Below are 10811 nucleotides of genomic sequence, written 5' to 3' on the forward strand. Positions count from 1 at the left end.
ATATGAGTTTAGAGCTCGACGCTTTATTGCAACCGATTACGGATGATTTACCTTGCGGTAGTGATTTTTCATTTTCAAATGATTTTCATGCAATTAAAAAAGCTAAAACACAAGATGACCCGCTATTGGATCAAGGCGACTGGATCGCAGAACCGAAACAGGCAGATTGGGGCTTTGTGCACCAAAAATCGTCAGATCTACTTCGCGAACATACAAAAGATATTCGCTTATATGGTTGGTTGCTTGAAGCGTGGACTCACATTCATGGTTTTGAAGGGATTGCCAAAGGGATTGAACTTACACAAAAAAGTTTGCAAGACTTTTGGCTACAACTTCATCCTGAAATTGAAGATGATGACCTTGATCAACGTCTAGGTTTATTACAAGGGATAATTAATCAAATCCCAACATTAATTAAATCAGTTTCAATCGTTCATGGCGCGGCAGCTTATTCCCTATCCGACTATGATCGACTACTTCATGTTCAAAACCAAAGACGTAAATCCAACCATGAAGATGATGATCAAGAAGAGTCTTTTAATGGTATGGAACAGTTTGAACATGCCTTGTTCAATACGTCAAAATCAATTCAATACCAGTATTACCAACAGTTTTTAGATATTTTAAACCATTGGGAAAACTTAAAAACGACTCTTGATGATTTGATGGGTTTAGATGCGCCAAGCTTTGCTGGCATTGACTCTCAAATCGAAATGATTCACTTGAGCTTAAAAAAAATCTATAAAGCAGATGCTTTTATCAATTCATCGAGCGCTGAACAGGTTCAATCAAATTCTCCAATTGAAAGCCAGACACTTTCCACTGAAACTTCCGTGCAGAATGATATGCAAATAATACAACAACAGCATACACAGCAGTTTAAACCTCAAGTGCAAAATCATCTTGAAAACCGTGAACAAGCCATGAAAGTCTTGCAAGATATTGCTGACTATTTTCAAGTGAATGAGCCGCATAGCCCTGTCAGTTATATGCTGCAAAAAACCATTAAATGGTCACAAATGCCTCTACATGAATGGTTAACTCATGTGATTAAGGATGAAAACCCTCTTGAAGCTGTACAAGAAATGTTAGGTGTTCAGCAACAAAGTAATGAATCGAATAGCGACTGGTAAAAACAATGTTTAAAGCAGAAAAAATTTTATGGGGTGAAGGATTATTTTTACGCCCACAACACTTTCAATTACAAGATGCTTATCATGAACAGCGTTTAAACCATACGGTTCGCGCAACAATACCGTTCGCTTATGGTATTCAAAGTTTAATTTTTGATGAATCACAACTCAGTACCAATACTTTGGCTTTGAATAAAGTTGAAATGATTTGGCAAGATGGCGAGATTTATCAAGCACCTGCACAAGACTTATTACCTGAGCCTGTACTACTTGATTCATTAAATTTACGCGGTGAAATGCAAATTTATTTAGCATTACCAATCGTTCAACCGAATAAACGAAACGTCAATTTTGAAGAAAATACCCAATCGAGTCGCTATCATTCACATTTGACTGAAACTCATGATTTGTTTACAGATGCGACGGCTGCTGAAATCACTTTATTACGCCGCCGTGCAGAGTTTAAAATCTTTGAATTAGGCCAAGAACCACAGCACAATCTTGATGGTTTTCTTTACATGCCTATTGGCCGAATTAAGCGCCAAAGTTCTGGTAATTTTGTTTTAGATTATCAATTTATCCCACCAATATTACATATTAGTTCGTGTGATTCACTGATTACCGGGCTTAAACGAACGCTGAATATCATTAAAGCTAAAATTAAAACCATTCAATCGAATAATCGTGAAAACGAACAAAAGTTAATTGAATTCCGTTCAGGTGATATCGTGTCATTTTGGTTGGTTAATGCGCTAAATACTGCGCATGCAACCCTGAACCATTTATTGCAATATCCACTGATTCATCCTGAACGTTTGTATTTTGAATTATTGCGTCTGACAGGTTCCTTGCTCACCTTCTCGACAGCTTACGAAGTAGATCAGCTTCCGCAGTATCAACATCATAATTTGCAAGAAAGTTTTGCTCAATTAGATGTGATTTTACGTGAGTTGCTCGATACGATTATTTCAAATCGATATATCAGTATTAACTTGAAAGAAACCCGTCAATCCTACTGGGTCGGCAGTCTTGAAAGTGACAAAATTACTCGCGATTCGCGCCTGTATTTAGCTGTTTCAAGTAGCGTGATGCCGACACATGACATTATTTCTTATGTACCGCTGCGCTTTAAAGTCGGCAACACTGTCGATGTTGAACAGCGTGTCATGGCGGCATTACCTGCTGTTCCATTGCAACATATGATGCAAGTGCCAACAGCAATTCCAGTACGTTCAGGTGTGAGTTATTTTGAAGTTGAGCCAAATAATGATTTGTATCAACGTATGCTTGATTCTGAATCGATCTGCGTTTACATACCAGCTGGCTTCCAAGATATCTCGATTGAACTTATTGCAGTGATGAATGGTTAAGGAGCAATCATGAATATTTCAAATAATGCCCCTTCACTTTTTGACGATGGTCAAATTGGATTAGGCTCTTCAAAACCAAGTGCTGAACCGAAAATCAACAGTTCAACCAATTTAGTTGATCTACTGCATGATGGTTTTTACATCGTATTTTTACTCAAAAATCAATATGTTCCATCCAGCCCTGAAAGTTTCAGGACAAAAATTATGGATCTATTAAACCGATTTGAAAGCCAAGCCCGTAAGCTTCAATTCAGCAATGAAGATATCACGGACGCAAAATATGCCTATTGTGCTTTATTAGATGAAACCATTGTCACCCAACAAGATGCTCGCTTTTTTGATTTACAAAACAATTGGATGATGAATCCACTGCAATTAAGTCTTTTTGGTTCTCAGCTAGCTGGTTATCGTTTTTTTGAAAATTTAGAGCAAATTCGTTCTAAAAATAAAGATCGATTAGCTGCACTTGAAGTTTATCATTACTGCATGCTCCTTGGTTTTCATGGTAAATACCGCCTTGAATCGATTGAAATGCTCAATTCACTCGTTGCACGTGTCGGCGATGAAATTGATTATATGAAAGGTAAAAAGGCGTTTTCGCCTTTCGCGGCATTACCGGATCAAATTAAAAACATTATTCACCGTGAATTACCATTTTTTTGGATCATTATCTTTTGGGCTTTGTTTGCTGTATTAGCATTTGGTGGACTGAGATATATGTTATCTAGCCAAAATAATCAGGCGTTATCACAATATCAAAACGTCATAACTGCCCCATCGGAACAGGCTTATATCACCATTCATTTACCATAAGACTTAGACACCATGGCAAACGAAAAATCGAATAACGTTAGAATTTTACAGTCGACTCAAAAAAATAATTTACCGCCTTTAGCTCATGCTGCTATCGGCTTTCTTGTTGGTGCAGCGGTGATTATTGTTGTTGGCCTGGGATATTTTTATCTAAATTCTGACGATCAGCCTACAAATGCAGAAATGACTACTTCTGCCCCAACTGAAGATAAAGCTGAAACTGAGGCATCCGCTGTACCTCGTCAAAACGAAAATGAGCAAGCTTCAGCTGAAAAAGCGCAGCAAACCGTTCATGCAACTGAAGAAAAAGATCCGGATAATGACTTATATTCGAATGATTTAGCTACTGCTTTCAATCATGGTAACACGGCTAAGGCAACTCAGCCTGTTCAAGCTGTGACGAATAACCGTTCACCTTTTGAAATTACCCAACCGCAGCGCCCTGTTGTAGCTGCTACAACAACCGTTAAATCACATATTCCAAATACTATAGCGAAACCAAAAGCTTCGCCAACAACGGCCAAGGTGACCAAGCCTACAGATCCATCTACGAAAGTAGTGAAAGAAGATGAGCACTTCGAAGAACCGATGGGCGGAACGCAAATTTCTGAAACCAAACGTCCAAAAGTGGTTGCTGCAACAAGCACTGCCAATGCGACTGTGAGCGCTACAGTTTCTCCATGATCATTTTTTTGGTTAGTTGTTTCTTTGTCTTAGCACTGGTGACAGTGCTTTGCTTTTCTTATGAGCTAAGAATTAAAGTTCAAGATTTTTTCTTTCAAATCATTCCACAAAGTAAAAAAAGAATTCAGCACGCCAAAAATTTTGCTTATGAACTGAACTATGCAGCAGCACCACAACAGATTCAATCACACTGGCATTTACAACAATGGTGGATTTTATTTGCAGGCTTTTTACTGTTTGCCAGTATTTTATTATTTGCTTTTACTCGCCCGATTACTGCAAGTAAAGTAGAAGCAGATTATTTACGCAAAGTCGATCCTCAAATTTACTCGATGCTCGATGGACAGGTTTTAGATGCACCTCCTGAAGTTGAAGAATATCTTGTTCAAGAAGCGATCGCTGAAGAAGCAGCAATGATTGAGCAGCCATCTGTTATGGCCTTAAGTTTCAATCCAGAAGTTCAAGATATCCATACGCATTCATACTCTACAGATGTGCCTTCAGCAGATCGTAAATGGCATAAAATGAACCCACGTTATAAGCAGCGTTTATTGATGGTATTTAAAATTATGCGTGAACAGCATGGCTACGAAATGGTTTTGCTCGAAGGTTATCGGAGTCCTGAACGTCAAAATAATTTAGCCACCAATAAAAATACCACTCGTGCCCGTGGCTTCCAAAGTTATCATCAGTTTGGTTTAGCAGCCGATGTCGCCTTTAAACGCAATGGCAAAGTGGTCATTACTGAACGAGACCCTTGGGCTATGCGTGGTTATCAACTTTATGGTCAAGCCGCTGAGTCTGTTGGTTTAACATGGGGTGGACGCTGGAAATCTATTCAAGATTATGGTCATACAGAATATCGTATGCCAGGCCTGAAAAAAACTGCAGAGATGGCGGCATTACTCACCTCTGAAGGTCAGCTTCAAGCCAATAACATTTCGATTGAGTAATATTTCGATGTTGTGCCTGCAAAATATATTTGAAGGCACACCGTATTAATTTAAAAAATTTTGTATTTGCTCTATAACTTCAGTTGTTTTTTCTGCATGTAACCAATGGCCTGCACCTTCTATTTCTACAATTTTCGCATGTGGAAATTGGTGTTCTATCGCCTTAGTATGTTCCGCTTTTGAAATATAAGGTGATTGTCCACCTTTGAGGAACAATACAGGCTGTTGCCAAGTATTTTCAATATTTTCCCAACCAATAATCTGGTCATATTGTTTATACAACGCATCTACATTAAACAACCATTGTCCTTTGCTAAAAGACTTGAGCAGAAACTGTATCACCATATCGAAATGAATATACTCACGCATAATTTCAACCGCTTGTTGTCTAGATTGAATTTGTGCATTTTGTACAGCGATCAAAGCTTTAAATATTTCATCATGATGACGTTCTTGATATGCAAAGGGCGCGATATCCAGTACAACAAGTTGCACTACCCGCTCTGAGATTAAAGCCAATTGCATTGCGACCTTGCCACCCATGGAATGGCCAATCACTGAGAACTTATCGATGCCAATCGCATCTAATGTCTCAAGTACATCGTTTGCCATCTCACGATAATCCATTTCTGTACTTTGAGGTGATTTACCATGGTTTCGTAAATCAAGCTGAATGACAGAATGTGAATTTTGAAAAGCTCTGGCAAGCATCCCTAAGTTACTGAGGCTGCCAAATAAACCGTGAATAAAGACTAGTGGATGCGTTTCGCCCTCTAATTTTTGATGATATTCGTAATTTAGGATCATTTTTGAATACTTTGCTATGTTGATATTATGATGCCTAGTTGATGGAATGAAATCAAATGACAGTTAAAAATTATTAGTCTTACTTAGGCTATTTGTATGTGGTATATGATTTAACTTGCTTAGGCTATTTTATAAATAAAATAGCCAACCGCAATCAACCTAAAAGATCTTTGTCTTTAATTTGCAGATTTAAAGTGATTAAAAGGAATTTTTAAATAGCGAATACCATTCCCTTCTGGTTTTGGAAATTTACCTGCATCCATATTGATTTGTATTGCAGGTAAAATCAGTTTTGGCATAGCCAATTTTGCGTCACGCTGAGTTCGCATTGTGACAAAATCTTCTTTTTTCGTACCAACGTGGATATGAATATTCTGCTGTTTTTGCGCATGTACACTGCTTTCACAGCAGTATTCTGACCGATTTTCTGGTAAATAGTCATGGCATAAAAACAAGCGCATTTCAGGTGCTAACTGATAAATCTTTTGTACTGAATCGAATAATACTGCTGCACTGCCCTTGGGAAAATCACAGCGTGCTGTGCCATAATCAGGCATAAATAAGGTATCACCGACAAACACAGCATCATCACCAACCACATAGCTCAGACAAGCAGGTGTATGTCCAGGCGTTGGAATGTTATAGGCCTTTAACTCACCGATTTTAAATGCCTCATGATCTGCAAATAAATAATCAAAAGACTGATGTGAATTAAAATATTTCACATCAAAATTATAAATGGCGCTGAATGTTTCCTGCACAATCTTGATGTTATGGCTCATCGCAATTTTACCACCAAGAACCTGTTTTAAATATTGAGATGCGGTTAAGTGATCTGCGTGCACATGCGTCTCTAAAATCCATTCTACGCTTAGGCTATTTTCTTGAATATAATGAATAATCAAATCTGCATGCTTAGTTTGAGTAGTTGCAGAAGCAGCATCATAATCCAATACACTGTCTATAATCGCACATCGGTTTGTTTGCGGATCGGCTACCACATAACTGAATGTATTGGTATTTTCATCAAAAAAATGTTGTACCTGTGCACGATTTGACATTAATTTGCTCCCGAAAATTTACGATGTATATAGACGCCCGCAAACATCGCTACAACGAAATAGATCGCTTGATAATAACCAAGCCCGATCAAAGTAAAGGCTGGCGCAGGACAAATCCCAGCAATGCCCCAACCTATTCCAAAGATAACACTCCCCATGACGAGTTTTGCATCAATTTGATTATTACTCGGTAATTCAATCGCCGTCCCATCAAAGGTTGTCGGTTTTGATTGACGAACGGCCATTTGAAATGGAATAAATGCAACTGCAATGGCTCCCACCATCACAAAAGCTAAACTCGCATCCCACTGCCCTGTTATATCAAGGAAACTTAAGACCTTTTCTGGATTAGACATGCCCGAAATCATTAAACCTAATGAGAAAATTCCACCAAAAATAAAAGCCAATATATTTTTCATCATTAAGCTCCGATTACATGTCTCATTACATAAACTGTGATAATCCCTGCCAACATAAAACTAGCAGTTGCAACGAATGAACGCTTAGAAAGACGACTAATACCGCAAATGCCATGACCGCTAGTACAACCTGAGCCTAATCGAGTTCCGAATCCAACCAAAACACCGGCAATGATCATCATCCATGGACTTGCATCCAGCTCGATTGTCACAGAGGTCAATTGCCCGTAGATAAAAGGCACAATAAAAAGTCCTGCTAAAAACCAGATCGCGGGTGTTTTTAAAATCGTTTGGCGATTCAGCGTTTGCGCAATTAAACCACTGATACCTGCGATTCGACCATGTACGTATAGGTAGCCAACTGCGGCCAGGCCCAATAAGGTCCCACCGAGAAAAGCAGTTAGAAATGGATGCATATTCATCAGCCACAAAACATTATATGTTTTTATAATATGTTATTTAGAAAAAGATGCAAGCTCTCACGCCGAAATATTCGTTCTAATTTGCCTTTTCCTAATTTAATAATTTAACGGTTCAAAGGTGTTTGATTAATTTATTTAGAAATAATTTATAAACTTGAAAAATCACGGAATATTTCCTCGGAGATTTTTCAATAAAGGCTGTTTATTATGAAGTTAATTGAAATAATAGATAATTTATAGATCAATACTGATATCGCTGAGTGCATCGCTCACCCATGTTAAAGCATCTGAACCCAATTCTATAATATTCGAACCAATTTCAGCTAAGTCAGTCAAATCTACAGAAGATAAAGGATCAGATGATGTACTATTTTTTTGCTGTTCTTGTTCAGCTTGCTGCTCAATGGCTTGATCAAGATGAGTTTGATCTAATGGAGATGAGTTTGAATGTTGTTGTAATTCATAGTCATTATTCTGCATAAGTTCAGCCTGTTATGTTGTTTTCTATTACGTTCAGTTGATATTAATTTGGTTCAAACTCTTTAAGCACCTTATCTACAAACCACCAAGGTAAACGCTGAATACCTGAATTCATCTTTAAAATTTCAGCTTGTTCAATTTCCGCAATGAAAGAAGCATGCTGTCCATCGGCAGAGTTATCAAATAAATAACTACGATCCGTTGCTTCTACCGCCTGCATTAACAAATCCATACTTCGATAATAACGTTCGCGAATTTTTTGTTCTGGAACACCATGTCCACCCGTTTTCACTCGGTACTGAACACGTGAAATATTGATAACAGGATCAATAGTGGAAACATAATACAGATAGGTTCGAAAGCCTTTTCTTTTTGCTTCGCGTAGAAATTCTACTTTGGAAATATGGGACATCACCGTTTCAAAGGTAAAACTAATTTTTAGTTCTAGAAACTGCAAACGGATGTAATCGATAATTCTTGCACAAAGGTATGAATCAATCTGATCTGGATGAAATTCAATTTTCCACGGATCTAATATCTGAGGTTTTCGTGCTAATAGCGGAATAAATGCTCCATTCGCGGGACGTTTTTTCGTATCTAGAAAGTCAATTAATGCTTCTGATTTTAAAGCGGGATGGTAATCCAACAAATTGAGCCGGTGTGAATTTTTCAGTTGAGCTTCCAGTTCATCCGCATTTAAATATGCCCCAATATGATGGGGCAATAAATATTCTTTAACTGTGCTTTTACCTGAACCATTTGGACCCGCGAACATTCTAATGCGAGGTTGTGGAGGCATGTATTAAACAATTTCCTCTATTTTCTTTTTACGTTTTAAAATTTTAGGTAGATCATCCACTTGTACGAAGTCGGCTGAAACATCTTTTATTTGTACTTCTTGACCATTTTGCAGACGTTGAACCAGTTGTAGACCTTTTACATAAACCACAGTGGATGAAGCACTTGCTTGTTCAAAAGCATGGCGAAATGCATGGATAGCAAGGCTCGGGATCATATCGTCCTCATATTGGCTTGCTTTCATTACTGAAGTATAAGCTGTCATGGAAACAACTCCTCAAACATCAAAAATAATGTGTTCAATCATCTTATCATACTCGCAATATTTGTCTATTTATCCATCACTCATACTGAAAGGAAATCGATAAAAATTCAAAGTGCTTAAATCATTTGATTATCTTACTCGAAAAGAATGTCGTATATGAGTCAATGTGTGTGGATAGTAAATCAGGAATTAAGTAAAAGTTACCTACATTGGATTTATCACCCAATTAAGCATTTAATTTTTCACAAAAAAATAGCCACTTATTCAGTGGCCAAAAGAGAACGACATCAACAAGTTGATGTATTAGTACTGACCTATGCAACAGGACCAGGGATGTTTGTTGCATATAAATCGTTCTAACCCAATCATAATAATGTGATGGACTTATCATTTTAAGCATATTTTATATCATTTTCTGACAATCTACATTTTCAACTTCTAAGATTATTAGAAACTGCACCTATAGTGAATAATGCTGTAATAATTTTGAAATATTAGACCATTTCGAATTATGAAAAATAGAACAAAATGAAAGAAAGTTAGACTAGAGCCCAAAAGTTTTAGAAGAGAAATTTAAACCTAAATTATTTTGTAGGACTCGAACAAAATGCACTTTCGTTTAAGCCAGATGACTGCATACTCTGTTGCTGTTGCTGTTGCTGTTGCTGTTGCTGTTGTTGTAAGTAGTGCTGTGAAGCCACTCGCATTAGATTGGCCATTTCAAGAGCTGAGTTTTGCTGAGAAATTTCTAAAATCTGTCGATATGCATTCAATCTTAAACAAAAAGCTTGAGTTTGCTGCTGACCCGTTGCAGTAGATGTAGGGTCATCTAAAATGGCTTTGGTTGAATTAATTTGCTCAGTATATGTATGTATCTGAGCATTATATTCAGCTTGAGTCAGTTGTGGAGTAACCGCTTCATTCACATTTGCATATGCTACAGAAGCAGTAAACACAGAAAAAATAAAGACATAAGGTTTATACATCAATGGAGAATGCATAAATTAAGCCTCATCACCTTCTTTCCAGACATCTTCATAATCATCAGCATCGATCATAAAACGATAGCCCACATCCAAAGCTAAATACGGTAGCACTTCAGGCACAACATCTTGCAGTTTACGCACAGTCATTGTTTCAAAGTTATCTGCGCCTTCAAGCTCGCCGCCATAAATATACCAACTGACATTTTCATCACCTTCTGCAGGCTTACGAATACCAACTATTGGATCTTTATTTAAGGTATGGACAGCCACAGCAATTACATCATCGCCCTGCACTTCTACATATGCAGAACCCACTTCTTCACATAAAAGTTTTTGTTCTGCAATCAGTTCTGCCAAAGGTGATGAATTTTGCGTATGTTTTGCCATGTTTGTTCTCAGGCCATATAGGTTTCGGGCATTCTACCGTGAATTACACTTATATAGATAAATTTTTTCCGTGCGAAAGCATTCGAGCCTTGTTTTATCAATTCATTTCTTTGTACACGACAAAAAAAGATAACTCATTGAAATAATGGCATAATACTTGTTTTCTGACGACGAATATGATGACACATTTCAATGAGTTACATCTCATCTTAAACAAATATCTAAAGTGGAAC

General features: G+C 37.5%; 14 protein-coding genes. 5 read left to right on the top strand and 9 right to left on the bottom strand.

Going from position 1 to position 10811, the window contains the following annotated elements; translation table 11 throughout:
* Positions 1–2 precede the first annotated feature (2 nt).
* From tssA to FTV03_RS11295, 5 genes are read left to right on the top strand one after another with little or no spacing between them, the layout of a single operon-like run.
* The gene (tssA, locus tag FTV03_RS11275; protein ID WP_180041442.1) at positions 3–1133 is read left to right on the top strand and encodes a type VI secretion system protein TssA; all 1131 of its coding nucleotides are present in this window, start codon (positions 3–5) and stop codon (positions 1131–1133) included.
* 5 nt (positions 1134–1138) lie between these two features.
* Entirely contained in the window at positions 1139–2503 is a 1365-nt protein-coding gene (gene tssK / locus FTV03_RS11280) for a type VI secretion system baseplate subunit TssK (RefSeq protein ID WP_078193368.1), read from the top strand.
* Positions 2504–2512: 9 nt separating this feature from the next.
* Entirely contained in the window at positions 2513–3316 is an 804-nt protein-coding gene (gene icmH / locus FTV03_RS11285) for a type IVB secretion system protein IcmH/DotU (RefSeq protein ID WP_111885479.1), read from the top strand.
* Between the two features lie 12 nt (positions 3317–3328).
* Positions 3329–4000 (top strand): hypothetical protein, encoded by a 672-nt coding sequence (locus tag FTV03_RS11290; protein WP_180041443.1) that lies wholly within the window; start codon positions 3329–3331, stop codon positions 3998–4000.
* Positions 3997–4953, top strand: coding sequence for a M15 family metallopeptidase (locus FTV03_RS11295; protein ID WP_180041444.1), 957 nt, complete (start codon positions 3997–3999; stop codon positions 4951–4953). Before FTV03_RS11290 ends, FTV03_RS11295 begins: the two co-directional genes overlap by 4 nt.
* Before the next feature lie 45 nt (positions 4954–4998).
* Here the strand turns inward: FTV03_RS11295 and FTV03_RS11300 are convergent, their stop codons facing one another.
* From FTV03_RS11300 to FTV03_RS11340, 9 genes are all read right to left on the bottom strand, one after another.
* On the bottom strand, positions 4999–5760 hold the full coding sequence (locus FTV03_RS11300; protein WP_180041445.1) for an alpha/beta fold hydrolase: 762 nt from the start codon (positions 5758–5760) through the stop codon (positions 4999–5001).
* A 176-nt stretch (positions 5761–5936) separates the two neighbouring features.
* Positions 5937–6821 carry an MBL fold metallo-hydrolase gene (locus FTV03_RS11305; RefSeq protein WP_180041446.1) on the bottom strand — a complete coding sequence of 295 codons (885 nt, stop codon included), beginning with the start codon at positions 6819–6821 and terminating at the stop codon, positions 5937–5939.
* Positions 6821–7240 (bottom strand): DUF6691 family protein, encoded by a 420-nt coding sequence (locus tag FTV03_RS11310; RefSeq protein WP_180041451.1) that lies wholly within the window; start codon positions 7238–7240, stop codon positions 6821–6823. Before FTV03_RS11310 ends, FTV03_RS11305 begins: the two co-directional genes overlap by 1 nt.
* Positions 7241–7242: 2 nt before the next feature.
* A complete protein-coding gene (locus tag FTV03_RS11315) occupies positions 7243–7656 on the bottom strand; it encodes a YeeE/YedE family protein (RefSeq protein WP_180041447.1) in 414 nt (137 codons plus the stop codon).
* A gap of 240 nt (positions 7657–7896) precedes the next feature.
* The gene (locus FTV03_RS11320) at positions 7897–8142 is read right to left on the bottom strand and encodes a hypothetical protein (RefSeq protein WP_180041448.1); all 246 of its coding nucleotides are present in this window, start codon (positions 8140–8142) and stop codon (positions 7897–7899) included.
* A 43-nt stretch (positions 8143–8185) separates the two neighbouring features.
* The gene (locus tag FTV03_RS11325; protein WP_257220757.1) at positions 8186–8941 is read right to left on the bottom strand and encodes a zeta toxin; all 756 of its coding nucleotides are present in this window, start codon (positions 8939–8941) and stop codon (positions 8186–8188) included.
* Positions 8942–8944: 3 nt separating this feature from the next.
* Positions 8945–9205 (bottom strand): hypothetical protein, encoded by a 261-nt coding sequence (locus tag FTV03_RS11330; RefSeq protein WP_168379492.1) that lies wholly within the window; start codon positions 9203–9205, stop codon positions 8945–8947.
* Positions 9206–9789: 584 nt separating this feature from the next.
* Entirely contained in the window at positions 9790–10206 is a 417-nt protein-coding gene (locus FTV03_RS11335) for a hypothetical protein (RefSeq protein WP_180041449.1), read from the bottom strand.
* 3 nt (positions 10207–10209) lie between these two features.
* On the bottom strand, positions 10210–10578 hold the full coding sequence (locus FTV03_RS11340) for a hypothetical protein (RefSeq protein WP_078190788.1): 369 nt from the start codon (positions 10576–10578) through the stop codon (positions 10210–10212).
* Positions 10579–10811: the final 233 nt, after the last annotated feature.

Origin of the sequence: Acinetobacter sp. YH12218, from assembly GCF_013417925.1 — a bacterium.
In the GTDB taxonomy this organism is placed as follows: Bacteria; Pseudomonadota; Gammaproteobacteria; order Pseudomonadales; family Moraxellaceae; genus Acinetobacter; species Acinetobacter amyesii.

Excerpts from the sequence above, each read along its gene's own strand:
- tssK (WP_078193368.1), top strand. The coding sequence starts at position 1,139 with ATGTTTAAAGCAGAAAAAATTTTATGGGGTGAAGGATTATTTTTACGC.
- FTV03_RS11295 (WP_180041444.1), top strand. The coding sequence starts at position 3,997 with ATGATCATTTTTTTGGTTAGTTGTTTCTTTGTCTTAGCACTGGTGACA.
- tssA (WP_180041442.1), top strand. The coding sequence starts at position 3 with ATGAGTTTAGAGCTCGACGCTTTATTGCAACCGATTACGGATGATTTA.
- FTV03_RS11330 (WP_168379492.1), bottom strand. The coding sequence starts at position 9,205 with ATGACAGCTTATACTTCAGTAATGAAAGCAAGCCAATATGAGGACGAT.
- FTV03_RS11335 (WP_180041449.1), bottom strand. The coding sequence starts at position 10,206 with ATGCATTCTCCATTGATGTATAAACCTTATGTCTTTATTTTTTCTGTG.
- FTV03_RS11305 (WP_180041446.1), bottom strand. The coding sequence starts at position 6,821 with ATGTCAAATCGTGCACAGGTACAACATTTTTTTGATGAAAATACCAAT.
- FTV03_RS11340 (WP_078190788.1), bottom strand. The coding sequence starts at position 10,578 with ATGGCAAAACATACGCAAAATTCATCACCTTTGGCAGAACTGATTGCA.
- icmH (WP_111885479.1), top strand. The coding sequence starts at position 2,513 with ATGAATATTTCAAATAATGCCCCTTCACTTTTTGACGATGGTCAAATT.
- FTV03_RS11320 (WP_180041448.1), bottom strand. The coding sequence starts at position 8,142 with ATGCAGAATAATGACTATGAATTACAACAACATTCAAACTCATCTCCA.
- FTV03_RS11315 (WP_180041447.1), bottom strand. The coding sequence starts at position 7,656 with ATGCATCCATTTCTAACTGCTTTTCTCGGTGGGACCTTATTGGGCCTG.
- FTV03_RS11290 (WP_180041443.1), top strand. The coding sequence starts at position 3,329 with ATGGCAAACGAAAAATCGAATAACGTTAGAATTTTACAGTCGACTCAA.
- FTV03_RS11325 (WP_257220757.1), bottom strand. The coding sequence starts at position 8,941 with ATGCCTCCACAACCTCGCATTAGAATGTTCGCGGGTCCAAATGGTTCA.
- FTV03_RS11310 (WP_180041451.1), bottom strand. The coding sequence starts at position 7,240 with ATGAAAAATATATTGGCTTTTATTTTTGGTGGAATTTTCTCATTAGGT.
- FTV03_RS11300 (WP_180041445.1), bottom strand. The coding sequence starts at position 5,760 with ATGATCCTAAATTACGAATATCATCAAAAATTAGAGGGCGAAACGCAT.